Origin of the sequence: Marinobacter segnicrescens, from assembly GCF_900111555.1 — a bacterium.
Lineage (GTDB): Bacteria > Pseudomonadota > Gammaproteobacteria > Pseudomonadales > Oleiphilaceae > Marinobacter > Marinobacter segnicrescens.
The window spans coordinates 102,273-126,168 of sequence record NZ_FOHZ01000009.1 but is presented as its reverse complement, the minus strand read 5'-3'; the positions used below and the strand labels follow the sequence as shown (position 1 = coordinate 126,168).

At 60.3% G+C, this 23,896-nt stretch carries 20 protein-coding genes; 8 read left to right on the top strand and 12 right to left on the bottom strand.

Going from position 1 to position 23,896, the window contains the following annotated elements; genetic code table 11:
• Positions 1-134: 134 nt before the first annotated feature.
• From BM036_RS10990 to BM036_RS10965, 6 genes are all read left to right on the top strand, one after another.
• Positions 135-1,544, top strand: a complete 1,410-nt coding sequence (locus BM036_RS10990; protein WP_091851759.1) for a sodium:solute symporter family transporter — start codon at positions 135-137, stop codon at positions 1,542-1,544.
• Positions 1,541-2,506 carry a hypothetical protein gene (locus BM036_RS10985; protein ID WP_091851756.1) on the top strand — a complete coding sequence of 322 codons (966 nt, stop codon included), beginning with the start codon at positions 1,541-1,543 and terminating at the stop codon, positions 2,504-2,506. The genes BM036_RS10990 and BM036_RS10985 overlap by 4 nt, the downstream gene beginning before the upstream one ends.
• Before the next feature lie 132 nt (positions 2,507-2,638).
• Positions 2,639-3,154 (top strand): diaminobutyrate acetyltransferase, encoded by a 516-nt coding sequence (ectA, locus tag BM036_RS10980; RefSeq protein WP_091851753.1) that lies wholly within the window; start codon positions 2,639-2,641, stop codon positions 3,152-3,154.
• Between the two features lie 156 nt (positions 3,155-3,310).
• A complete protein-coding gene (gene ectB / locus BM036_RS10975) occupies positions 3,311-4,579 on the top strand; it encodes a diaminobutyrate--2-oxoglutarate transaminase (protein ID WP_091851750.1) in 1,269 nt (422 codons plus the stop codon).
• 128 nt (positions 4,580-4,707) lie between these two features.
• On the top strand, positions 4,708-6,150 hold the full coding sequence (locus BM036_RS10970; RefSeq protein WP_091851747.1) for an aspartate kinase: 1,443 nt from the start codon (positions 4,708-4,710) through the stop codon (positions 6,148-6,150).
• Between the two features lie 272 nt (positions 6,151-6,422).
• Positions 6,423-7,406, top strand: a complete 984-nt coding sequence (locus BM036_RS10965) for a sigma-70 family RNA polymerase sigma factor (protein WP_091851745.1) — start codon at positions 6,423-6,425, stop codon at positions 7,404-7,406.
• Here the strand turns inward: BM036_RS10965 and BM036_RS10960 are convergent.
• The 5 genes from BM036_RS10960 to pdxH all read right to left on the bottom strand — a co-directional run bounded on the left by BM036_RS10960 (position 7,378) and on the right by pdxH (position 10,198).
• Positions 7,378-7,827 (bottom strand): DUF3429 domain-containing protein, encoded by a 450-nt coding sequence (locus tag BM036_RS10960; RefSeq protein WP_091851742.1) that lies wholly within the window; start codon positions 7,825-7,827, stop codon positions 7,378-7,380. The two genes, BM036_RS10965 and BM036_RS10960, sit on opposite strands and share 29 nt — an antisense overlap.
• Positions 7,824-8,129, bottom strand: coding sequence for a DUF6482 family protein (locus BM036_RS10955; protein ID WP_091851739.1), 306 nt, complete (start codon positions 8,127-8,129; stop codon positions 7,824-7,826). The genes BM036_RS10960 and BM036_RS10955 overlap by 4 nt, the downstream gene beginning before the upstream one ends.
• A 68-nt stretch (positions 8,130-8,197) precedes the next feature.
• Positions 8,198-8,809 carry a DNA-3-methyladenine glycosylase I gene (locus tag BM036_RS10950; protein WP_091851736.1) on the bottom strand — a complete coding sequence of 204 codons (612 nt, stop codon included), beginning with the start codon at positions 8,807-8,809 and terminating at the stop codon, positions 8,198-8,200.
• 20 nt (positions 8,810-8,829) lie between these two features.
• Positions 8,830-9,594 (bottom strand): 4'-phosphopantetheinyl transferase family protein, encoded by a 765-nt coding sequence (locus BM036_RS10945; protein WP_245742580.1) that lies wholly within the window; start codon positions 9,592-9,594, stop codon positions 8,830-8,832.
• Positions 9,563-10,198 carry a pyridoxamine 5'-phosphate oxidase gene (pdxH, locus tag BM036_RS10940; protein WP_091851733.1) on the bottom strand — a complete coding sequence of 212 codons (636 nt, stop codon included), beginning with the start codon at positions 10,196-10,198 and terminating at the stop codon, positions 9,563-9,565. The genes BM036_RS10945 and pdxH overlap by 32 nt, the downstream gene beginning before the upstream one ends.
• 93 nt (positions 10,199-10,291) lie before the next feature.
• Between pdxH and BM036_RS10935 the strand changes: the two genes are divergently transcribed.
• Both BM036_RS10935 and yfbR read left to right on the top strand, forming a co-directional pair.
• The gene (locus tag BM036_RS10935; protein WP_091851730.1) at positions 10,292-13,012 is read left to right on the top strand and encodes a DUF748 domain-containing protein; all 2,721 of its coding nucleotides are present in this window, start codon (positions 10,292-10,294) and stop codon (positions 13,010-13,012) included.
• Positions 13,009-13,608, top strand: coding sequence for a 5'-deoxynucleotidase (gene yfbR, locus BM036_RS10930; RefSeq protein WP_091851727.1), 600 nt, complete (start codon positions 13,009-13,011; stop codon positions 13,606-13,608). Before BM036_RS10935 ends, yfbR begins: the two co-directional genes overlap by 4 nt.
• A 47-nt stretch (positions 13,609-13,655) precedes the next feature.
• On the opposite strand, the gene BM036_RS10925 is transcribed toward yfbR, so the two are convergent.
• The 7 genes from BM036_RS10925 to BM036_RS10895 all read right to left on the bottom strand — a co-directional run bounded on the left by BM036_RS10925 (position 13,656) and on the right by BM036_RS10895 (position 23,556).
• On the bottom strand, positions 13,656-14,762 hold the full coding sequence (locus tag BM036_RS10925) for a GGDEF domain-containing protein (RefSeq protein ID WP_091851725.1): 1,107 nt from the start codon (positions 14,760-14,762) through the stop codon (positions 13,656-13,658).
• A gap of 409 nt (positions 14,763-15,171) precedes the next feature.
• Positions 15,172-15,540: a nitrite reductase small subunit NirD gene (gene nirD / locus BM036_RS10920; protein WP_091851723.1), complete on the bottom strand. Its 369-nt coding sequence runs from the start codon at positions 15,538-15,540 to the stop codon at positions 15,172-15,174.
• A 489-nt stretch (positions 15,541-16,029) separates the two neighbouring features.
• Complete coding sequence (nirB, locus tag BM036_RS10915) at positions 16,030-18,543, bottom strand: nitrite reductase large subunit NirB (protein WP_091851720.1); 2,514 nt, start codon at positions 18,541-18,543, stop codon at positions 16,030-16,032.
• A 36-nt stretch (positions 18,544-18,579) separates the two neighbouring features.
• On the bottom strand, positions 18,580-19,800 hold the full coding sequence (locus tag BM036_RS10910) for an NAD(P)/FAD-dependent oxidoreductase (protein WP_091851716.1): 1,221 nt from the start codon (positions 19,798-19,800) through the stop codon (positions 18,580-18,582).
• Between the two features lie 342 nt (positions 19,801-20,142).
• Positions 20,143-20,976 carry an ABC transporter ATP-binding protein gene (locus BM036_RS10905; protein WP_413774442.1) on the bottom strand — a complete coding sequence of 278 codons (834 nt, stop codon included), beginning with the start codon at positions 20,974-20,976 and terminating at the stop codon, positions 20,143-20,145.
• A gap of 202 nt (positions 20,977-21,178) precedes the next feature.
• On the bottom strand, positions 21,179-22,174 hold the full coding sequence (locus tag BM036_RS10900) for an ABC transporter permease (RefSeq protein ID WP_091851713.1): 996 nt from the start codon (positions 22,172-22,174) through the stop codon (positions 21,179-21,181).
• Between the two features lie 26 nt (positions 22,175-22,200).
• Positions 22,201-23,556 (bottom strand): CmpA/NrtA family ABC transporter substrate-binding protein, encoded by a 1,356-nt coding sequence (locus tag BM036_RS10895; RefSeq protein ID WP_091851709.1) that lies wholly within the window; start codon positions 23,554-23,556, stop codon positions 22,201-22,203.
• Positions 23,557-23,896 lie beyond the last annotated feature (340 nt).

Here is a 23,896-nt window from a genome sequence, read left to right as displayed (position 1 = left end):
GATGGCGCGGTGCAAGGTCGGGCCAGGGAAGGCCCGTGAATTGCAGCGGAGAAAGGGGCCCCCACCGCAGGCTCCGCCCCCCAGCTGTCATGCAGACCAAACAGTTGATACCTGGATAACCGAGGAAAACGGGAATGACCGGCACTGAAGCCACCCTGTTCTGGGGCTTTCTGATCGTCTACGGGGTGGTAATGTATGTCCTGTCACCGAAGAGTCGCAACGCTGAGTCCTTTTATAAAGGCGCCGATGATCAGGGGCGGCCAGTAGGTCAGTGGTCACTCACCGCATCCATCTTCATCAGCTGGATCTTCGCCAAGTCCGTGACCAACGCCGCCAATCTGGGCGCCGCCTACGGTGTTACCGGTGGCCTGGCCTATGCCGCTTACTGGCTGTCCATACCGGTTGCCGGTTACATCATCTACCTGATCCGTACCCAGACCGGTGCCGGGAGCCTGCAGGAATTCCTTACCTCCCGCTTTGGCCGGCTGGCGGCGCTGAGCTTTGCGGCCGCTATCCTGATTCGCCTCTATAACGAAGTGTGGAGTAATACGGCGGTCGTGGGAGGTTACTTCGGCAATGTCGGGGAATGGCCCTACTACACGGCGGCCATGGTTTTTACCGCCTTTACCCTCGCCTACAGCCTCAAGGGGGGCCTGCGCAGCTCCATCTTCACTGATGTCATTCAGGCGGTGCTCTTCGTGTTCTTTGTGGCAGCGGTGCTGTTCCTGATCATTCCTGCCAACGATACCGGAACCCTGCTCACTACCGGTGAGTTCCGGCTGGAGGCTGGCATGGATCTGTTGCTGGTAGCCGGCCTGCAGCTGTTCAGCTATCCGTTCCACGATCCGGTACTGACCGATCGGGGCTTTGTGAACCGGGAAAAGACCATGTTGAAGAGTTTCGTGGTGGCGGGCCTGCTGGGCTTTGTGGCCGTGTTTATCTTCAGCCTGGTGGGTGTGCACGCACGGCTCAATGGCATTGACGCCGGTGGTAATGCCCCGGCGGCAGTAGGCCAGGCGCTTGGGCTGACGGCATTGTTCCTGATGAGTGTGGTGATGATGACCTCAGCCGGATCGACCCTGGACTCCACCTTTACCTCATTCTCCAAGTCCCTGGCGGTGGATCTGCCACGGCTGGCAAAGCGCGCGGCGGAGCGACTGCCGAGTATGAAGGTGGGTGCTGCGGTGATGATCATCTTCGCCATTCTCGGTAACCTGCCCATGTTTGCCGGCACCGACATTCTCAAGGCAACCACCATCTCCGGCACCATGGTGATGGGCCTGGCACCGGTTTTCCTGTTCTACGGCTTTACCCGCTGGTCGCCCTGGAGCTTCCATCTCAGTTTCTGGACCGGGCTTGGGCTGGGAGTATTACTCACCGTCGGCTGGATACCGGATTCCTGGGCCATCGGCGAGGGCGCCTATGCACTGCTGCTGGGTACCAATGCCTGGGGCATCCTGATTTGCACCTTCGGGTTCTTCCTGCCACTGGTGTTGCGCCGCCTTGCGGGTCGTGCGCTGGCCACAACCGGGGCGGGGTCATGACCGAAGGCCGCAGCTGTCCGCTGCAGTATCGGTATCGTCCGGAGCAGCTTACCGCGGAGCCGCAAGCCTGTGATGCCGATGTGCTCTATGTGATCGGCGGCCTCTACGGAAACCCCTTCGCACTGGATGAAATCGAAGCCATGGCGGAGCGGGAGCAGCGAGGCGGTTTGCGTGCAAAACTGCTCTTTAACGGCGATTTCAACTGGTTCAATGCCGACGATGCGCTTTTCCGGGAGATCAATGACCGGGTGCTGTCGCACGACGCCATTACCGGTAACGTGGAATACGAACTTGCCCGTCCCGGCGATGGTGCCGGGTGTGGCTGTGCGTATCCGGACTTCGTGGAAGACGTAGTGGTAGAGCGCTCCAATCGCATCATGGAGCGCCTGCAGCGGGTGGCGGAAAACCACCCGGATCTGCAGCAAAGGCTTGCTGACTTGCCCCGTTATCGTTGTCTGATCTTTGGAGGACTAAAGGTTGTTATTTTGCACGGCGATCCGGAGTCCCTGGCCGGCTGGGGGCTGGCCCATGAGGTCCTTGCGCAGGCGGGTGATGACCAGCTCGCCGAATGGTTCTGGCAAACCGATGCAGATGTGATTGTCAGCACCCATACCTGCCTCCCTGTTATTCGTAACCTGGTCGTGGGAGATCGGGCCCGGCTATTCCTGAATAATGGCGCTGCCGGCATGGGTAATCTGCTCGGTGATTCCCGTGGACTGGTTGCGCGCCTGGCCCTGGCCAGCCCGGCATCAGAGGGCCTGGCGCCTGAATATCCCCTCCCGCTGCACGGCGCACTGGTGCCGGTAGACTTTCCCCTGGTTGACTGGCTCGTCCGGTTTGACCATCTATGGCCACCGGACAGTGACGCTGCCTTGTCATATCGTCATCGTATTCTTAACGGTACCTTGCTCTCCGTGGAACAATTGATGGGTGTTAATGGAATCGGTGAGAAATTGGCCTAATATAAAAGTGTGTCTTTAACGGCTTTTGGGCTCCGGCGGAAGACTGGGTGTTCTGTGGCATGGGTGCCCGGTTGATTTTTATTTCGTGGTCTATATAATTCACCACTAACGTTTGCAGCGAAAAGACTGAACATGACAACCGAAGGTTCAAATACCACCGCCATCACCCTCCGCACTCCGGTCAAGGATGATGGCTTCCGACTCCACCAGTTGGTGGCAGAGTGCCCGCCGCTGGACCCCAACTCCATCTACTGCAACCTCCTGCAGTGCAGCCACTTTGCCGAAACTGGCGTGGCAGCGGAGATGAACGGCGAACTCGTCGGCTTTATCTCCGGTTATATCCCGCCCAGCCAGCCTGACACTATTTTCGTCTGGCAGGTCGCCGTCCATGAAAAGGGTCGCGGCCAGGGTCTCGCCAAGCGAATGCTCAAGGAAATCGTGGCCCGGGATGCGTGCAAGCAGGTTACCCACATGGAAACCACGATTACCGAAGACAACGAAGCCTCGTGGGCATTGTTCCGTTCTTTCGCCCGGGATATGGACGCGGAAGTGAAATACCACGAGCACTTCGAAAAAGAGCTGCATTTTGGTGGTCAGCACGACTCCGAATTCCTGCTGCGTATAGGTCCCTTCACTCGCAAGGGCTGATCGCACCAACATCGCTTTTGTTTGACGGGCCGGCAGGGGGTAAGAGGAACCCCTGCCTTCAGCGCCCCTGAAACTGTGCGTTGTGCCGGTCGCGACCGAACCCCGTCCGGCACCCCGCATTTCCACCTCGAACCTGACATGCTAAGAGGCAAGACAATGGAAATCTTCAAGTCTACTGAATCCGAAGTTCGCGTTTATTCACGGGCCTTTCCGGTCATTTTCAACCGGGCCAAGAACGCGCACCTGTACACCGAAGACGGCAAGGAATACCTGGACTTCCTGGCTGGCGCCGGGTCCCTGAACTACGGCCACAACAACGATGTCCTGAAGAAAGCATTGCTGGAATACATCGAGGCTGACGGCGTAAGCCAGGGCCTGGATCTGTTCACCACCGCCAAGCACGACTTCATTGAGTCCTACAAGAAGTACATCCTTGAGCCCCGCGGCCTGAACTACAAGATGCAGTTCACCGGGCCTACCGGTACCAACTGTGTCGAGGCCGCCCTGAAGCTGGCCCGCAAGGTGAAGGGTCGTACCAACATCATTTCCTTCACTAACGGCTTCCACGGCGTGACCACCGGTGCCGTAGCGGCTACTGGTAACAAACATCACCGTGGTGGCGTGGGTATGCCCCTGGCCAATGTGGACTTCATGTTCTACGACGGCTACCTGGGTGAAGACGTGGATAGCCTGGCGATCATGGACAAGCTGCTGTCTGACGGCTCTTCGGGCTACGAAACCCCGGCGGCGGTGATCGTCGAGGCCGTCCAGGGTGAAGGTGGTCTGAACGCGGCTCGCGCCGAGTGGCTGCAGGGCCTGGAGAAGCTGTGCAAGAAGCACGACATGCTACTGATTCTGGATGACATCCAGGCGGGCAATGGCCGCACCGGTGAGTTCTTCAGCTTCGAATTCGCCGGCATCAAGCCTGATATGGTGACCGTCTCCAAGTCCCTGAGCGGCTACGGCTTGCCCATGGCGCTGGTGCTGTTCAAGCCGGAACTGGATATCTGGGAGTCCGGTGAGCACAACGGTACCTTCCGGGGTAACAACATGGCGTTTGTGACCGCGCGCACCGCCATCGAGACCTACTGGAAGGATGACGCCTTTGCCAATGAGGTGAAGGCCAAGACCAAGGTTCTGGGCGATGCCCTGCAGGCCATCTGCGACAAGTATCCCGGTGAGTTCCACGTCAAGGGCCGTGGCCTGATGCGTGGTATCGAGGCGAAAAACGCCGAGCTGACCGATGCCATCACCGCCCGCGCCTTCGAGAAGGGGCTCATCATCGAGACCAGTGGTCCCAACGACGAGGTCATCAAGTGCCTGATGCCGCTGACCACCAGTGAGGATGACCTGAAAAAAGGTGCTAAGATTCTGTCTGAAAGTGTGGACGAAATCATGCAGGAAGGGATCAGCAAAGCGTCATAAGACGCCAGTGACCCGGCTGGTTGATTTGGTGGTTTCCCGGGCTGGTCCCGGGAAACTGCAAATCTCGCGGGACGGGCACTTGTTGACCTCCCTGGCCATTCATTCTGCAGGATAATGACGGAAACACCATGACTAGCCAATTGCATACCGTCGAGAAGATCGGCGGTACCTCCATGAGCAACTACGAGGCGGTCCGAGATAACATCATCATCGGTGACCGCAAGAAAGATGACCTGTATCAGCGCATCTTTGTGGTCTCCGCCTACGGTGGCGTGACCAATGAGCTTCTGGAGCACAAGAAAACCGGTGAGCCGGGCGTCTATGCCCTGTTTGCCGATGCCGAGTCTGACTGGGCCTGGGGTGACGATCTCACCAAGCTGGTGAAGTTCCTCACCGACATCAACGGCGAACTGTTCGTCGACCCCATGCTCAAGCAGCAGGCCGACCAGTTCATCACCGACCGTATCGAAGGCGTTCGCGGCTGTCTGATCGATCTTCAGCGGCTGTGTTCCTACGGCCAGTTCCAGCTGGAAGAGCACCTGCTGACCGTGCGGGAGATGCTGGCGGGTATCGGCGAGGCCCACAGTGCCTTCAATACCGCTCTCAAGCTTCAGCAGGAAGGCATTAACGCCCGTTTCGTGGATCTGACCGGCTGGCGCGACAATGAATTGTTGCCGTTGGATGAAAAACTCAAGCAGGCGTTCGACGCTGTCGACCTGACCCGTGAGCTGCCCATTGTGACCGGCTATGCCCAGTGCAAGGAAGGTTTGATGCGTACCTTCGACCGGGGCTACAGCGAGATGACCTTCAGCCGGGTAGCGGTGATCACCAATGCTCGCGAGGCCGTCATTCACAAGGAATATCACCTGAGTTCCGCCGACCCCAACATCGTTGGTGCCGACAAGGTGGTGCCCCTGGGTCGGACCAACTACGATGTGGCCGACCAGCTTGCCAACCTGGGTATGGAAGCAATCCACCCACGTGCCGGCAAGGGCCTGCGCCAGAATGAGATTCCCCTGCGGGTGAAGAACACCTTCGAGCCGGAACATACCGGCACCCTGATCACCGGCGACTATGTCAGTGAGAAGCCCCGGGTTGAAATCATTGCCGGCGCCAAGGGCATCTTCGCCATCGAGGTGTTCGACCAGGACATGCAGGGCGAGCCGGGTTATGACCGCAGGATCCTGGAAGTGCTGAGCCGCTTCAAGGTGCGGTTTGTGTCCAAGGATACCAACGCCAACACCATTACCCATTACGTGGACAGCACTCTCAAGCACGTGAAGCGGGTGGTCAAGGCGCTGGAGGAAACCTTCCCCAATGCGGAACTCAATACCCGCAAGGTGGCGCTGGTGTCGGCCATCGGTTCCGACATGAAAGTGCCCGGTATCCTTTCCCGTTCGGTCAAGGCACTGGCGGATGAGGAAATCAGCGTGCTGGCGGTTCACCAGTGCATGCGCCAGGTGGACATCCAGTTTGTGGTGGACGAGGACAACTACGAGAAGGCCATCGTGGCCCTCCACGGTGTGCTGATCGAGCCCCACAACCACGAATACGCCATCGTCGCCGCCTGAGGAGGCCCTTCCTCACGGCAACCGGTTATCGACGGGTGAAACCGGTCGCTTCACCCGTTGGTAAGGGGGGATGTCTTGCCTCCTGATCGGGGTGCCCGGCACTTTGTGCCGGGTGCCTTCCGGTCCCCTGATGACGACTTTTTTCCGCATACCGAACCTTCGTTTAACCGCCGCTGACCTCACTGTTGTGGCAATCCGCGCCGGCTTTCTGTCCGTAAACACTGACAGAACCTGAACCGGGACCGGTATGGTCCGGCCCCTGTGGAGTGCCCATGCGACATGACTCCTTCAACGAGCTTTCCGAGAGCCTCGTTTCCCGGTATTTCCGGGATGTTTCCGATCATGATTTGTTGACCCCGGCCCAGGAACAACGGCTGTCGGCCCGGTTGACCCGCCTGTTCGACAGACTGGCCGCTCTCACCGGCCGGCCCGTACCGGCAACCATCCGCGAGGCCCGCGACTGTTACACGGATCTCCCATTGAGTAGCAGCCGGGGGCAGCGCCTGAGAGCGTTGCTCGAGGGTAGCCGGGAACGGTTAATCCGCAGTAACCTTCGGCTTGCCGTCCACATTGCCCGACGCCATGATTACACAGGCACTGCAATGGGTGACCTGATCCAGGAGGCCAATATCGGTCTGATCAAGGCGGTGGACCGTTTCGACCCGGCCCGCGGGTTCCGTTTTTCCACCTATGCATACTGGTGGATTACCGAGGAGGTGCGCCGGTCCCGGAAGCGGGGTTATCGGGTGGTTCGCACCCCGGACCATATCATCGATGAAATCCGCCAGTTACAGGCCGTCACCATGCGCCTGCATCATCGCCTTGCCCGTCCGCCCCGTCAGAGTGAGCTGGCACAGGAAATGGAGGTGGATCCGGCGCGGATCAGTGAAATCCGGGGTTATGCGGCGACCGAGCTTTCCACCGAGCTGACCCTCGGAGAGGGGACCGATACATCACTGGGAGATACGCTGACGGATGACCGGGCAGATCCCGCTTCCCTGGTGCAGGAAGACGACCATAAGCGGACCCTGGCGTCCCTGATGGACCACCTCAACCACCGCGAGCAGGAGGTGCTCACTCGTCGTTTCGGCCTGGGCATGAACTCCGGGCATACCTTACAGGTCATTTCTGAGGATCTGGGCATCAGTCGAGAGCGGGTACGCCAGATCGAGAAGACGGCCATTCGCAAACTGAAACAACTCACCCTTCCCGGCAACGGGGATAATCTCAGGGGTGAAGGAACATCCAGCCAATGACTGCAAGCTGACAGATAACCACCACGGTGGTCAGCCCCACCCTAAGGCGCCGATACCACAAGGGCCAGTAGTTATAGAGCCAGCGCACGTCTATCAGGCACAACGCGATATACGCCACCGGATACACCAGGGCGCGCCACTCCAGGGGCAATAGCAGGGCCAGCCCACCGGCCAGGAAAAGCACCTGGCTGATCACCAGCGTGACAACCGGTGACAACGGATAGCACCGGTTTTCCAGTTGCATGGCTACCGGCCAGTAGACCCCCGCCATAAAGGCAAGGATGCCGGCACTATAGATATGGAACCATGATATCAGCCAGCTGGCGTGCGCCGGCATTAGAAACAGTCCGATGACGCCGGCCAGGAAAGGGACCAGCCCGGCCACCCCCACCAGGATGGCAAGTCTTTCGACGGAAATCACTGCTGCTGCCCCTGAATCCGGATTCGCAGCGGATCCACCGGTGCAGGCGCCATCCCAACCATCTCATTGTAAGCGGAGCCGTGGACCACATCGGTGCGTTGAATGTCAATTTCCTTTAGGGTGTCGAGAATCTCCCAACTACTGCGGAAGAGTCGGGTTCGGCCACGGGGGTCCGACAGGATCAGGGTCTGCTCACCAAGGTAAATACGGGCCATGTATCTTTGTCCTTCGATGGACAGGATTTCCAGCAGCGTCACCGGGCCGGTTCCGGCCTTGTGCAGTTCAGCAAGGGTAATGCGCACGGGTAGGTCCCCATCGGGTCGAGGTGGTTGTTCGATACCCGACTTTACGCCGTGACCGGGGGGAAGGATCAGTGTGGCGGCAAGAAAAAGCGGCCCGGCGAGCCTAGTTCCCGGCAGGGTTCGTGGGCATGGCACTGCACCAGGTGATCGTTGACCATGCCGGTGGCCTGCATGAAGGCGTATACGATGGTGGGACCGACAAAGTTGAAGCCGCGCTGCTTGAGCGCCTTTGACATGGCTTCGGCCTCTGGCGTGGTGACGGGAACCTCGCTGATGCTTTGCCAGCGGTTCTGGATAGGCAGTCCGCCCACAAAGGACCACAGTAGCCGGCTGAGTGACTCGCCCTGCTCCTCCATGGCCAGCCAGGCCCGGGCGTTGCGGATAATGGACTCCACTTTCAGGCGATTGCGGATGATGCCCGGATCCGCCAGCAGCGCCTCGACTTTTTGGACGCCGTAGCGGGCGATTTTTTCCGGGTCAAAATTGTCATAGGCGGCCCGGTAGTTCTCCTGCTTGCGCAGGATGGTGATCCAGCTCAGGCCGGCCTGCTGGCCGTCCAGGCAGAGCTTTTCGAACAGGGCCAGGTCGTCGGTTTCCGGTCGGCCCCAGACATTGTCGTGATAGTCCACGTAGAGTGAGTCGTTGCCACACCAGGGGCATCGTTCGGCATTATGGTCCATGGTGCTGGTTCTCCTGTTGTTCAGCGCGCCGAGGTCCTCTGGGCCATGGGGCAAATCATCCAGGGCTGCTCGGACAGGCGCTCCAGCTCCGCCGGCACCAGGTGGGCTTCGTCACTGGCGTGGACCAGGTGAAGGGCCGGTGCGGCCTCGGTACTTTCATCCTGCCAGACAACCGCAATCATGTAGCCTTCTGCCTGGGTCAGCGCCGCGTGCCATGTTTCACCGGGGCGGTCACCAAGCAGATCAAGGTTGGCGCTGACTTCCAGGGTTTGCAGGTTATTGGCAATGCCACGGCCTGTGGCCTTGAGCCAGGCCTCCTTGAGGGTCCAGACCTGCAGGAAGGTGTCCTGGTCTGGCTGGGCGAGCAACCAGTCCTGCTCCCGTTCGGTGAACCAGCGGTGCACGATACGCCTCCAGTTGGTATCACGGTACAGCGGCTCGATATCGACGCCGATACCCTGGCGGGAGGACACCGCACAGGCAGACATGCCGTGACTGTGGCTCAGGGAAAGATGCCAGCCCTCGGGCTCGGCCGAGGCCACCGGGCGACCGTGTACCGGGCGGCACAGGTGGGGGGCGTGGCCGCTTACGCCATAAAGGGACTGCCGTACCAGCCAGCGGCTGTGGACAAACTCCATCAACCGGCCCGTGGCCATCCCGGAGGCGACTTCGCGTTCGTAGGTTCCCAGCCAGTCCGGGAAGTCGTATGGCTCGAGGGGCTGACGACCGAGCCAGACGGAAACGGCGGCCCGATCAGGGTTGGAGTCTTTGGATAGTCCAGCCATTGTCGCTCCTGAGGTATTCGAAACGGTCATGCAGGCGGCTCGGGCGACCTTGCCAGAATTCGATGCGATGGGGAACCACCCGGTAGCCGCCCCAGAATGACGGCAGCGGAATTTCGCCATCACCGAACTTGCGTTTGATCTCGGCGACTTTCTGCTCCAGCAGGCCCCGGGAACGGATCACCTTGCTCTGTTCCGACACCCAGGCGCCGAGTTGGCTGCCCCGGGGGCGGCTGGCGAAGTAACGTAGCGATTCGGTCTGGCTGACCCGGGTTACCGAGCCCTGCACGATCACTTGCCGGTTCAGGCCGATCCAGGGAAACAACAAGGCGGCATTCGGGTTTTCCTCAAGCTCCCGGGCCTTGCGGCTGCCATAATTGGTATAAAATACGAAGCCGTCCTGGTCGAAGTATTTCAGTAACACCGTACGCAGGTCAGGTCGGGAATCCGCGCCGGAAGTCGCCAGCGACATGGCATTGGGCTCGAGGATACCGGCTGTCCTGGCATCGTTGAACCAGAGTTCGAATTGCCGGAAGGGGTCATCGTCCAGGTGCTCGCGGTCGAGGCCTTCGCTCTCGAAATCGCGGCGCATATCACCTATATCCATCGGGGATTCCTGATATAAAGGTTGGGTTCGAATCTACGCTTCTATATTCTTTCAGGATCACGTGCGCTTGAGAACCTCTAAGGAGTGAACGAAGTGACCGAAACCGTCCGACGCAAACCTGCCTACCGCCGTTGGTGGTTCTGGCTGCTGGTGCTGGCGTTGGCCTGGCTGGTCACCGGGTTCGGCCTGGTTCCCCTTTACCTTGCTTCCGCTATCCCCGAACGGGTGCAGCAGTACCTCGGCTGGACGGCCGACACCGGGGACGTCAGTTTCAACCCCTTCACCTTTACCCTGACCGCAGAAGACGTCAAGGCCAAAGACGGTGAGGGCGCCCCGGTCTTCGAAGCAGGTGCCGTCACGCTGAACCTGGGATTTTTGCAGCTGATCCGGGGCTCCCTCAATGCACAGCAGCTTACGCTGGACAACCCGTTCCTGCGGGTCGACCTGCTGGGCGATGGCAGAACAAACCTGGTCAAAGACTGGCGCGAGCATGGTGCGACCGGGAGCAACGAGGGCGACCGCTCATCGGTTCAGTGGATGCTGGGCGAAGGTGTGGTCAACGGCGGCCGACTGCAGCTGCGACGACTGCCAGCGGGGGATGACAATGAACCTCACACCCTGACCCTGGAAGCCCTTGGGCTGACTGTGACCGATGTGGCCACCACAGATCAGGATAAGGCGGGCAGCTACAGCCTGCAGGCCGTCATGGGTGAGCAGGTACTGGAGTCCGAGGGGACCCTCAGCCTGTCACCGGTGTGGTCCAATGGCCGTCTTTCACTCGATAATGTCAGCGCCGACACACTGCGGGCCTGGCTTGGTGACCACCTGCCCTGGTCGGTCAAGAGTGGCCGCCTGACCTTCGAAACCGCCTACCAGTTTGCCCATGATAACCAGGGTATCGCCCTGGCGACCCGGGATGGTCAACTCAGCGCCACGCGGCTGGAACTGGCCGACCACGAACAACCGGACCAGGTCCTGGCCAGTGCCGATACCCTGGCCATGCAGGGGGTGGCTTTCAACCTGGATGGGCCGGAGCTGGTGATTTCCGCCGTAACCGGTGAATCACTGCACCTGGACGCAGTGGTATCCCGGGACGGCACCCTGAATCTGACACGTTCGCTCAGGGGCAGCGGCGAAACCAGCTCGGAAGGTGATAGCGGGGATGGACGTGGTCTGCGCTGGTCGGTGGGCCGGCTGGATATCAACAAGAGCACGATCGCCTGGCTTGACGAACGCCCGGAAAGCGCGGTCCGGCTTGCCCTGCAGAACGTGGAGCTGAGCCTGGGGGCAATGACTGAGCAGTTGGAGGAGGCCATTACCTACCAGGCCCGCGGGGAGCTTGAGCAGGGCGGGACAGTTTCGGCCAACGGCCAGTTCACCCTGGCCCCACTGACGTTTGAGGGAGGGTTGAACCTTGATCAGCTGATGCTGGCTCCGTTCAACGGTTATCTGAGGGAAGTCAGCGAACTGGAGGTCCTGGAAGGGCGCCTTAATCTGTCGGGCAATATCGACATTGATGTGCAGGACGATCCGCTCACCGGTACTTTCAGCGGTCGTGGCAGTATCAGTCAGTTTGACGGCCGGCTGCCCGATGAAGACGACAGCATCCTGGCCTGGCGAGAATTGCGCCTCGACCCCATCGAATACAATTTTTCCCCGGCCCGGCTTGAACTGGGTACCGTGACGCTCTCCGAGCCGGAACTGGGGGTGGTCCAATACCCGCACCAACCCCTGAACCTGGTCCGTTTCCTTGGTCCGGCCAGCGGTGAGCCAGCAGGCAGCGCTGACAGCGAAGCAGAAGGCGCGCCCCCGCTTATCTTCAGGCTCCGCCAGCTTGACCTGGCCAACGGAGAGGTCCGCTACACCGATCATACACCCCGTCCTTCCTTCACCAGTCGCCTGCATGACCTGGAGGCCTCGGTTTCCGGCCTCAGCAATATCACGCCCCAGCAGGGCCGCTTCAGCCTGCGCGGTACGCTGGACGATTCCGGCGATTTCCGCGCCGACGGTACTATCGCCACCCTGGGAACCGATGGGCGTTCAGAAATTAACGCCACCCTGGAAGAATTGTCCATGCCGGCGCTCAACTCGTATTTCGGCTTCTATCTGGGGTACCGGGTCGATAGTGGCAAGCTTTCCGGTGAGGGGCGTTACGAGTTGCAAGGCACGCAGCTGGACGCCACCAACCACCTGGTGCTGGAGCGGCTCGAACTCGGGGAGGCGGTCCAGAGCGATGCCGAGATTACCGCCCCGGTCCGCCTTGGCCTTGCCTTGCTGCGGGATGAAGACAACCGGGTAAGCCTGGAAATTCCGGTCAGCGGAGACCTGGCAGACCCTGAATTCAGCCTGGGGCCGGTTATGATGCGCACCCTTCGGGCATCCCTTGTCAAGGCTGCCATGTCCCCCTTCAACCTGCTGGGCTCCATCGCTGACCTGGGTGATTACTCCCCGGAGGAGCTGGGTGGCGTTGCGTTCCTGGCTGGTGAGACGACCCTGGTGATGGGTGAATACACCAAGATGGAGAGCGTGGCAAAGGCCCTTGAAGCCCGGGAGGAAATTGTCCTGACCATCCGCGGTGTTGCGCTGGAGTCGGTGGACAGACCTGCCCTTGAAGCCAGGCTCGGAGACGACGAATCCCTGCCGGATAACGCACTGGAGTCGCTGGCATCCCAGCGTGGGACCAGTCTGAAAAGCCTGCTGGTAGAAGAGTACGGCGTTGCCGACGGCCAGATATTCCTGCGGGAACCGGAGGTACGTCCCGGCGAGGGTGGTGAGGGACCTGTGACCATCGAGTTCGAACTGGAGTCCCGATGAGCGGGCAGGGCCTGAGTCATTTCTTTGCCTATATTGGCCGGTTGCGGTGGATTCGCCGCTGGGGCTTGATGCGCAACGCGATTGAAGAGAACGTTGCTACCCATTCATGGGAAGTGGCGACGCTGGCCCATGCCCTGGCGGTGATCCGTAACCGGCACTTTGACGGCCAGGTCAATCCTGAAACGGTCGCCACCGCAGCCCTGTACCACGACGCCTCCGAAGTGATCACCGGTGATATGCCGACCCCGGTAAAGTATCACTCGAAGGTGATGCGCGAAGCCTTCCGGGACATCGAGCACAAGGCATCCGATGAGCTACTGGCGCTGCTGCCCGAAAGCCTGCAGTCTGACTTTGCCCTCTATATCCAGGAATCACGCTGGCAGCCGGATGTGGCGGAGCTGGTGAAGGCAGCAGACCGGTTGTCGGCCCTGCTCAAATGTGAGGCGGAAATCCAGGCCGGCAACCGGGAATTTGAGCCCGCCGCCCAGCAGATCCGTGAACGGCTGGAGCAGGAAGGCCTGCCGGAAGTGAGGTATTTCCTGGAAGTGTTTGCACCGGGTTACAGTCAGCCACTGGATCATTTGCTGGGGGGGTGATTCCCTGGGCTGGGGTTGTTCCTGGTCGGGTGGCGGCAGCAATTGCCTCAGGCCGCAAGAACCTGGTTACGGCCGCTGTTTTTGGCCTGGTAGAGTGCCTCATCGGCTCGCTTGAAGGTGGTCTGCAGGGTTTCACCGACCTGGTGAATTGTCACGCCCTGGGACACGGTGACCCGGTATCCCTCAGGCAATTCATCAAAGCGTAGCGCTTCTACCGCCTTGCGGATGCGCTCCGCTGCGGGCACGGCATGGTCTGGCGATGTATCCGGGAAAATCAGCAGAAATTCCTCCCCGCCAATGCGTCCCACGTAATCGCCTTTACGAATGGTCGCCTGAATGGTGCGGCTGACCTTGCGCAGGATTTCGTCCCCGGCCTGGTGGCCAAACGTGTCATTTATGCGTTTGAAGTGGTCAATATCCAGCACGCTGATGCCCAGCGCCTTGGGGCCGGGAGACTGCCGTTCACTGCGGGCGACTTCCCGTTCGAATTGTTCCATCACTGTGCGGCGGTTGGGCAGACTGGTCAGGGAGTCGCGTGTCGCCAGTTCCACCAGCTCCACGTTGGCGTGCTTCAGTTCCCGGTTGCGGATACTGAGTTGGTGCCTTAGCTCGGAAATAAAGCTGCCAAGGTAGGCAACGATGGACAACACCGAGGCGTAGGCAAACAGGGTAACCGCTTCCAGCGGCCAGTAGATTCGCTCTGGAGCCAGCCAGCCCAGCACCAGTACCAACCCCAGGTAGCCCAGCCAGAACAGCCAGGCGATGGTCAGCATCTGCCGCCGGTTCAGGGCCAGGGCGCCGAACATAATGCCGCCGGTGGCCAGCAACAGGAACAGGATGCGTCCCTGGGGAAGGGCGACAAAGAACATGACATACAGGGAAGGAATGACCGGCCAGATGATCTGGATCATGGTCATACTGGGATCTTTGAACCGCAGGTTAATGCCGAACTGCAGTACAAGCACCAGAAGGGTTCCGCACAGCAGGCTGCTGGCGAAGAATACGAGCACTGGCTCCATTGGCAGGAAGCCACCAAGGTAGAGGCCGATTACCGCAAGGGCCGTACAGGCGTGGTTCGCAAAGCCCCAGATCATTCGCTTCAGGCGCAGGGACTGGGCTCGCTGTATCCTTTGCTCGATGCTTTCTGCCGTCATCTTTCCGCTGACTTGGTCAGTTCTTGTACGGTTGTTTTAAAGTGCGCCAAGATTACCACGAAATGGTTTGAATGAGTTTTCATCGGATTACAAATAGGGGGTTGAACCCTACAGTCCGATTAATTTGTATTTATGTGTCACGCTAATTAATCAGTGCCTACGGTATTGTTTGATTACTGTAGCAGAAAGTGACCAGAGCGTTGTGTTAAAGGTTGTATCCGGCGTGTCCGGGATGGTTTTGGGAACGGGTTGGTTATAGCTACGGTGCAGGAGTCTCAGCCGGGGTTTGTTTCTTCCGGGAATCGAAAACTCGGTTCGCTCAGACAACGATTCACTGCAGAAACGAACCCCGGTAAGACCTCTACGCGCTGCGTTGCAGCACGTGCAATGAAGGGAGGTGATGCTGTGATCAGGCGGCTTTCGCCATGGACCTTGCCTTGCTGACTTCCAGCCTCACTGCGTTGCCGTCCAGCAGGACCCGGTAGCTGTTTACCCTCACGGTGTCATCTTCCAGGCACTGGCCGGTGACGAGGTTGAAGTGTTGCTTGTACAACGGGGAGGCCACCACGGGCTGGCCTTTCAGGTCGCCGGTAATACCCCGGGCCAGGACATTGGCACCGCTGAACGGGTCGGTGTGGCTGATGGCGAACAGCGCCGGCAGTCGGTGCGGCAGGTAGAAAATGGCCACCGGGCCATCATCGGTCCATACCGCGATGCCGGATTCTGGTACCAGGTCGTCTACGGTGCAGACGATGTTCCATTGGGTCGTGGTTTTCATGGCTTGTATCCTTTTTCTTCGGTTCGGCTCCCTTGCGCTTTGGGAGACCGCTGTTTGATATCGTGCCTGCGCCGGGGTGGGGGTGGTCTTCCTCCGTGAAAAAAGAACTCGCTTGGCTCAGACACCTTTTTTCCCTGCGGAAGACCACCCCCACCCCGCCGTGATCGAATTGGTTGCAGCTCTCAACAAGAAACCGGGTTTTACTTTCGTTGTCTTTGTCTTTGTCTTTGTCTTTGTCTTTGTCCTTGTCCTTTACCTTGGGTCACCCCTTAAGTCCGCCGGAGGTGTGTGGGGGTTCTTTTCTGCAGGGAATCGTTGTCTGAGCGAAGCGAGTTTTCGATTTCCGGAAGAAAAGAACCCCCGCGCGACTCCAGCCCCCAACCTGGCAGGCTAGCGACCCCAGCCCTCAAACCCGCAGGCTAGCGACCCCAGCCCCCAAACTGGCAGGCCAACGACCCCGCCCCCAACCCGCAGACTAACGACGAAGCCTCAGGCCTCCCCGGACGCCAAAACAGGCCGCCGCTGGAACCGCTCCGTAGTCCACTGCTGTACCGGATCCTTCTGCCCAGGGGCATTCACAAACTCCCGGAACCGCTTGCGCTTCTGCGGATCCTCCACCGCAGACTTCCACTCACACTGGTAGGTGCCCACAATATCCGCCATGTGCTGCTCGAGTTCCGCACAGATCCCCAGGCTGTCCTCCAGAACAACCTGCTTCAGGTAATCCAGGCCCCCCTCCATGTTCTCCATCCACACACTGGTGCGCTGCAGCCTGTCGGCAGTGCGCACGTAGAACATCAGGACCCGGTCGATGATGCGGATCAGCTCGTCATCAGACAGGTCGGTGGCAAACAGGTCCGCATGGCGGGGGCGCATGCCGCCATTGCCGCATACATACAGGTTCCAGCCGTTTTCAGTGGCGATCACACCGATGTCCTTGCTCTGGGCCTCCGCGCATTCCCGGGTGCAGCCTGACACCGCCATCTTGACCTTGTGGGGCGCGCGCAGGCCCTTGTAGCGGTGCTCCAGATGGATCGCCATGCCCACACTGTCCTGCACGCCATAGCGGCACCAGGTACTGCCAACACAGGACTTGACCGTACGCAGGGACTTGCCGTAGGCGTGGCCGGTCTCGAAACCGGCGGCAATGAGCTTCTCCCAGATCTCCGGCAGTTCGCCCAGGGTAGCGCCGAACAGGTCCACCCGCTGGCCGCCGGTGATCTTGGTATACAGGTCGTACTCCTTCGCTACCTCTCCCAACACAATCAACTTGTCTGGTGTGATCTCTCCCCCGGGTATGCGGGGCACAATGGAGTAGGTACCGTTCTTCTGCATGTTGGCCATGAAGGTGTCATTGGTGTCCTGCAGCGGAACATGGTCCGTGGCCAGGATGTGCTCGTTCCAGCAGGTCGCCAGGATGGACGCCACCGTGGGTTTGCAGATATCGCAACCATGCCCCTTGCCATGCTGCCGGATTAACGTGCGGAAGGTTCGGATGCCGTTGACCCTGACAATGTTGAACAGGTCCTGGCGGCTGTAGGGGAAGTGCTCACAGATATCCTTGCTGACCTCCACGCCGCGCTTCTCCAGCTCGCTGTCCACCAGGTTCTTGAGCAGGGCGGCACAGCCGCCGCAGCCGGTGCTGGCTTTGGTTCCGGCTTTAACCGCGCCCAGGTCGGTGGCGCCGGCATCGATGGCGCAGCACACGTCGCCCTTGGTGACGTTGTGGCAGGAGCAGATGGAGGCGGAGTCCGGCAGGGCGTCGGGGCCGAGGGTGGGGGCACCCCCCTGACTTTCCGGCAGGATCAGCGACTCCGGGTTTTCCGGCAGGTCGATGCCGTTTAGGCAGTATTGCAGCAGGGTATCGTAATGGCTGTTGTCCCCCACCAGGATGGCCCCGAGCAGTTTCTTGCCATCCTCGTTGATGACCATGCGGCGGTAGTGGCCGGCCTTTTCGTCGTTAAAGCGGATATTGCGGGCGCCCGGGGTCCGGGCGTGGGCATCGCCGATGGAGCCCACATCCACACCCAGCAGTTTGAGCTTGGTGCTCATGTCGGCACCGGTGAAGGCTGCATCCCGGTCGTCATTGAGGAAGGCGCTCAGGGTGCGGGCCATGGTGTAGCCTGGTGCCACCAGGCCAAAAACCTGCTGGTTCCACAAGGCGCATTCGCCGATGGCGTGGATATGCGGATCGGAGGTGGTGCACTGGTTGTTGATGATGACTCCGCCGCGATCACCGATTTCCAGGCCGCAGGAACGGGCCAGGGTGTCCTGGGGGCGGATGCCGGCGGAGAACACGATCAGGTCCGTTTCCAGGAAGGATTCATCACTGAAGTCCATGCGCAGGCGGCTGCTTTCACCGTCCACAATCGCGGTGGTCGCCTTCTCGGTATGCACCTGTACGCCCAGCTGTTCGATCTTGCGGCGGAGCAGGGCGCCGCCGTCGTCATCCAGCTGCACCGGCATCAGGCGTGGGGCGAATTCCACCACATGGGCATCCAGTCCAAGGCTTTTCAGGGCATTGGCCGCTTCCAGCCCCAGCAGACCTCCGCCGACAACCACCCCGGTACGGGCGCCCTCAGCGCAGGCGCGGATACGGTCGAGGTCTTCCAGGGTGCGATAGACAAAGCAGTTGGCGTTATCCTTGCCGTTGATGGGCGGCACGAACGGATAGGAGCCGGTGGCCAACACCAGCTCATCATAGTGGTATGTGCCTTCAGGGGTGGTGACGACGCGACCTTCCCGGTCGATGTCGGTAACCGGCTCTTGCAGGTGCAGATCAATGCCCTTTTCCCGGTACCAGTCGGCGGTGCCCATGGCCAGGTCAGCGTGGGTGGAGCCACTGAAGTATTCGGACAGGTGCACCCGGTCGTAGGCCAGCTGCTTTTCCTCTCCGAAAACCAGGACGTTGAAGCCGGCAGCGGCCGGGGAGTCGGCGAACTGCTCCAGAAAGTGATGGCCGACCATGCCGTTACCGATGACGATCAGGGTTTTGTTGCTCATGGGTCTGTCCTCTCTCAAATACGTTGGCGCCGTCGCTCAGGCAGCCTGTTCGCAGTAGTCCCGGCCGAAGGCCAGGGTCGCCCGCCACGGGGTAAGGTCATTGCCTTTGTGAATCTGCTCCGCATACCAGGGGCCGTCACGGGTTTCGCCGAACAGCACAGAGCCCACCAGACGACCGTCCCGCAGTAGCAGACGGCAATAACGGTTCTGGCCATGGTCCTGCCAGACGATGGATTCGGTGTTTTCATCCGGTCGGGTCTGGCCGCAGGAAAAGATGGGAATGCCGCTGATCTTCAGTCGGGTGGGCTGGGTGGTGCTCCGGAAAACCGCGCCCTGGTCGGAACCTTTCAGCACCTGCGCCAGTACACGGGCCTGCTCATAGCCCGGGTCCACCAGGCCGAATGTCTGCCCGTCGATTTCACAACATTCCCCCAGGGCAAAGATGGCGGGATCACTGGTTCGGAGCTGGCGGCTGACGCGGATACCCCGTCCACAGTCCAGCCCGGCAGTAATGGCCAGCCCGGCATTGGGTGTAATACCGGCGGCGGTAATGACCAGGTCGGTACTGACCAGGTTGCTGTCATCCAGCTGCACCGCCCGTACCCGGCGCTTGCCCAGCAGCGCACAAGGTCTGACGCCGGTGCGGATGCTCAGGCCACGTTGCATCAGGCTGGCGGCCAGCAGTTTGCTACCCGTGGTGTCCAACTGCCGGTTGAGCAGGTGCGGGTTGCGATGCAGCACGGTGACTGCCATACCCCGACAACGCAGTCCCTCGGCTGCTTCCAGTCCGAGGAACCCGCCACCAATGACCACGGCGCGACCATGACGCTGGCTCAGTTCGATCAGCTGATGGGTGTCCCGCAGGTCGCGGAAGGTCAGCACGCCCTCCAGGTCATCACCGGGGATGCCCAGGGGCGCCGGCCTGGCACCGGTGGCCAGCACCAGCGTGTCGTACGCCAGTTCCCTGCCTGCTGCAGTGATGATCTGCTGATAGGTTCGGTCGATGGTGGTGACCGGGTCACCGTAATAGCGCTCGACACCGTTCGCGTCGAACCAGGCGTCGTCCCTTAGCCGAAGCTGATCCAGCGTGGCATCTCCGGCCAGCACGGATGACAGCAACACCCGGTTGTAGGCCGGCTCCGACTCGGCACCAAGCACTACGACCCGGCTGAAGGGGTGGCCACCTTCACACAGGTGTTCCAGCAGCCGCTGGGCCACCATGCCGTGCCCGCAAATCACCAGTGTTCCGCTGCTCATCGCTGTGCTCCCGGGTGGTTGATGTTGGCGAAACAAAAAAAGCCGGAGCATCTATCCCCGAAAGGGGAATTGATGGTCCGGCGCCAATGCCAACAACGATGTTCGGTGAAGTCCGAAGACTTCGGGATACTCTAGCCATCTTCGGCTGACGTGCCCCTGATGGTCCGGCCGCTCCATGGCCGGGACGATCATCCTTGCCTTAGCTAAAGCGAGTACTGTGCCAGTAGGTTTATTTAATTTTAAAACAATGGCTTATCTGTTTAGTGGCGTTTTGGTGCTGACCAGTGATGCCCCCGGATCGTTCACCGCCCTGGATTTGTGCACCGTCGTTGAACACCGCCATCATGCGATAGCCCGCAAACCGCGACGGGTTTCGCCTGTACGCTGTTGCTGGCCGTCATCCTTCTCGGAAGCCGGCTCCTTGCCGGGAAACCGCTGCTTCTCATAGAGGAACGACAACACCGCCTGCCGGTAACGAACATAGGCCGGGTCGTCCGCCAGCGTCACCCGATCCCGGGGCCTAGGCAGCTCAATGGCCAGGTCCTCACCCACCGTCGCCGCCGGCCCGTTGGTCATCATGATGATCCGGTCCGACAACAGCACCGCCTCATCCACATCATGGGTGATCATGATCACCGTATTGTTCAGCTCCTGCTGGATCTCCATCAGCGAATCCTGCAGATGCGCCCGGGTGAGCGCATCCAAAGCCCCGAACGGCTCATCCATCAACAACACACTGGGCTTCATCGCCAGGGCCCGGGCAATCCCCACCCGCTGAGCCATCCCCCCGGAAATCTCCCCGGGCCGCTTGTCCAGCGCATGGTCCATATGCACCAGGGCCAGGTTGTGCAGAATCCACTCCTTGCGCTCGCGCTTGCTCATACGTTTGCGAAACACCTGCTGCACCGCCAGTTCCACGTTCTCGTATACGGTCAGCCAGGGCATCAGCGAATGATTCTGAAACACCACCGCCCGCTCCGGCCCCGGCTCATTCACCTCATGCCCGTCCAGCACACAACCGCCCCTGGTCGCCTTCAAAAGGCCAGCGACGATGTTCAGCACGGTGGACTTGCCACAACCTGAGTGACCGATCAGGGATACGAATTCGCCCTTATCAATCTTCAGGTTCAAATCATCGAGGGCAATAAAAGGCCCTGCTGGCGTATCAAACGCCATCTGAACACCGGTCAGTTCCAAATGTGCTTTGCTCATGAAGGTCACCTCAATAGTTGGAGAGTCCCGGGCAGGTACCTCTTTCCGGGACCGTCAAAAACAGGGATGTTTTTGTCGAGCGTACAGGGATGTATTCACCGCGTGTCCCGGAAAGAGGTACCTGCCCGGGGCTCCGGCACCGAAGCCTGAATCTCACCAGGGTTTGTTATCGGTCCCACGCCACCCGCCGCTGCACCACCAACATCCCGCGATCCAGCAAAAACCCGATGAAACCAATCGCCAGCACCGCCACCATGATCCGGCTCAGGGACTGGCTACTCCCATTCTGGAACTCATCCCAAACAAACTTCCCCAGCCCCGGATTCTGCGCCAGCATCTCCGCCGCAATCAGCACCATCCAGGCAATCCCCAGCGACACCCGCAGACCGGTAAAGATCATCGGCACTGAAGACGGCAACACCACCTTGCGAACATGGGTCCAGAACGACAGCCGCAGCACCTTCGACACGTTCACCAGGTCCTGGCTGACCGCGCCCACCCCCACGCTGGTATTGATCAGCGTCGGCCAGAGACTGCAGAGGGTCACTGTGATCATCGACGTCAGAAACGACTTCTCGAACATCGGGTCGTCACTGACGTAGGTGGCCGACACCACCATGGTCACCAGCGGCAGCCAGGCCAGGGGCGATACCGGCTTGAACACCTGGATCAGGGGGTTCACTGCCGCGTTGAAGTACCGGTTCAATCCCACCAGTATCCCCAGGGGCACCGCGATAACCGTGGCTAGCAGAAACCCCGCCAGCACCGTCAACAGGCTGGTACCGACCTGGTCAATAAAGGTGGGCGCCCCGGGATAGTCACGGATTCTGACCTCCGCCTCCGGGTTATCCGCCAGAATCCGCGCATTGCGCTCTTCCTGCATGGCGATGAACTTGTCCGCCCGGGCTCGCTGGTCCTGGTGCTCCTGCCAGAGCGCTCTGGCCTGCTCCGCTACGGCAACCGGGCCCGGGAAAGCCCCGAGGGAAGTCTGAACCTGGGGAGCGGCCAGGTGCCAGAACCCCAGGAACAGCAGAATGCCCACCAGCGGCAGCAGCAGTTGCTGTGCCCTGGTGGCCAGCTGGCCCGGACTGGGAAGGCTCGCCAAGCGGGCCAGCCTGCGGCCGACCAGGGTGGATGACGTGGTTTCACTCAGGGTGCTCATGGCCGTTCTCCGTCTTCAGATGGGCTTCAGGGCGTGTCGTCGCCTTTCAGGCCGATGTCGAAGCTGTTGATATAGGCGTTGGGCTCACGGGGCGTGAAAGGAACGCCATCAATCAGCTCGCCCTGGTGTGGCCGCTCGAAGTTCTCCGCCTCCAGGTCCGGAAAGGCGTCCGCCGGCAGGGTGCCATCCTCGATCAGTGAACGGGCCGCTTCCTTGTAGATATCCGCCCGGTAGACCTCCTGGGCAGTCTTCATGTACCAGTCGTCCGGCTTTGCCTCGGCAATCTGGCCCCAGCGGCGCATCTGGGTCAGGTACCAGATGGCATCCGAGGGGTAGGGGTAGGTAGCGTAGTAACGGAAGAACACGTTGAAGTCCGGCACTTCTCGTACATCCCCTTTTTCGTACTCGAAGGTGCCGGTCATGGAATTGGCGATGACCTCCTCGTCGGCCCCCACGTACTGGGAGCGCGCGAGGATTTTTACCGCCTCCTCTCGATTGGCATTGTTATCCTGATCCAGCCAGTGGGCGGCGCGGATCATTGCCCGGAGCAGGCGCAGGTGGGTGTTCGGGTTTTCCTCGGCCCACTGGCGGGTCACGCCGAAGACCTTTTCCGGATTGTTCGGCCAGATCTCGTAGTCGGTAATCACCGGCACGCCGATGCCCTTGAACACCGCCTGCTGGTTCCAGGGTTCGCCCACGCAGTAACCCTGGATTGTCCCGGCTTCCAGGGTGGCTGGCATCTGTGGGGGTGGCGTAACGGACAGGTGCACATCGGCCTGCAGGGTGCCGCTGGTATCGCCCCGCTGGGGCGCATAGTAACCGGGGTTCAGGCCGCCGGCGGCCAGCCAGTAGCGTAGCTCGTAGTTGTGGGTCGATACCGGAAACACCATGCCCATGCGAAAGCGCTCACCGCGGTTCCGGTAATGCTCCACCACGGGTTTCAGGGCGCTGGCGCTGATCGGATGTTCCGGCTTACCGTCGTCAGTCTGGTCCAGGTTGCCTTTTACCATCTCCCAGACGTCATTGGAGACGGTAATGCCGTTGCCGTTCAGGTCCATACTGAAGGCGGTAATCACATCCGCCTGGGTGCCGTAGCCAATGCTGGCTCCCAGAGGCTGCCCTGCGAGCATGTGGGCGCCATCGAGCTGGCCGTCGATGACCCGGTCCAGCAGGACCTTCCAGTTGGCCTGGGCTTCCAGTTCCACAAAAAGCCCTTCGTCCATGAAGAAGCCTTGTTCCCACGCCACCGCCAGGGGCGCCATATCCGTCAGCTTGATAAAGCCCAGTTTCAGGTCGGGCTTTTCCGCCGGGCCAATGTCCGCGTTTGTATTCGCCGCCAGGCCCAGGGCCAGGGTGATGGCCAGTACGTGATTCCTTGTCATCTCTACCCCCGAAGGTGTTTTGTTAACCGCAAAAAAAAACGCCTGCCCCCCGTTACCGGGAAGCAGACGCCAATGTCTGCAGATCACTCTGAATGTGCTGGAAGTGATCCCAGGATAAGGGGACCGCTCCTGAATCTGGTATTGCAGCTAACGTGCCAGGTTCCAAAACTATTTAAAAACAATCGTTTAAAGAGTTGGAAGGGTTTTTGAGCGGGGAGTGCCTGAACCTGACGGTGCATTTTCGTGCTCCATGCACCAGCAGGGTGCGAATCAGCTGCGGTAAAAGTGGACCCCGTAGGCGCTGCCTGGCGCTGGTCAAAGGGACCTTGGGGTCACGTAG

Excerpts from the sequence above, each read along its gene's own strand:
- nirD (WP_091851723.1), bottom strand. The coding sequence starts at position 15,540 with ATGAAAACCACGACCCAATGGAACATCGTCTGCACCGTAGACGACCTG.
- BM036_RS10905 (WP_413774442.1), bottom strand. The coding sequence starts at position 20,976 with ATGGCGTTTGATACGCCAGCAGGGCCTTTTATTGCCCTCGATGATTTG.
- BM036_RS10950 (WP_091851736.1), bottom strand. The coding sequence starts at position 8,809 with ATGGACCATAATGCCGAACGATGCCCCTGGTGTGGCAACGACTCACTC.
- BM036_RS10970 (WP_091851747.1), top strand. The coding sequence starts at position 4,708 with ATGACTAGCCAATTGCATACCGTCGAGAAGATCGGCGGTACCTCCATG.
- pdxH (WP_091851733.1), bottom strand. The coding sequence starts at position 10,198 with ATGGATATAGGTGATATGCGCCGCGATTTCGAGAGCGAAGGCCTCGAC.
- BM036_RS10910 (WP_091851716.1), bottom strand. The coding sequence starts at position 19,800 with ATGAGCAGCGGAACACTGGTGATTTGCGGGCACGGCATGGTGGCCCAG.
- yfbR (WP_091851727.1), top strand. The coding sequence starts at position 13,009 with ATGAGCGGGCAGGGCCTGAGTCATTTCTTTGCCTATATTGGCCGGTTG.
- BM036_RS10945 (WP_245742580.1), bottom strand. The coding sequence starts at position 9,594 with ATGGCTGGACTATCCAAAGACTCCAACCCTGATCGGGCCGCCGTTTCC.
- nirB (WP_091851720.1), bottom strand. The coding sequence starts at position 18,543 with ATGAGCAACAAAACCCTGATCGTCATCGGTAACGGCATGGTCGGCCAT.
- BM036_RS10990 (WP_091851759.1), top strand. The coding sequence starts at position 135 with ATGACCGGCACTGAAGCCACCCTGTTCTGGGGCTTTCTGATCGTCTAC.
- BM036_RS10900 (WP_091851713.1), bottom strand. The coding sequence starts at position 22,174 with ATGAGCACCCTGAGTGAAACCACGTCATCCACCCTGGTCGGCCGCAGG.
- ectB (WP_091851750.1), top strand. The coding sequence starts at position 3,311 with ATGGAAATCTTCAAGTCTACTGAATCCGAAGTTCGCGTTTATTCACGG.
- BM036_RS10895 (WP_091851709.1), bottom strand. The coding sequence starts at position 23,556 with ATGACAAGGAATCACGTACTGGCCATCACCCTGGCCCTGGGCCTGGCG.
- BM036_RS10985 (WP_091851756.1), top strand. The coding sequence starts at position 1,541 with ATGACCGAAGGCCGCAGCTGTCCGCTGCAGTATCGGTATCGTCCGGAG.
- ectA (WP_091851753.1), top strand. The coding sequence starts at position 2,639 with ATGACAACCGAAGGTTCAAATACCACCGCCATCACCCTCCGCACTCCG.
- BM036_RS10925 (WP_091851725.1), bottom strand. The coding sequence starts at position 14,762 with ATGACGGCAGAAAGCATCGAGCAAAGGATACAGCGAGCCCAGTCCCTG.
- BM036_RS10965 (WP_091851745.1), top strand. The coding sequence starts at position 6,423 with ATGCGACATGACTCCTTCAACGAGCTTTCCGAGAGCCTCGTTTCCCGG.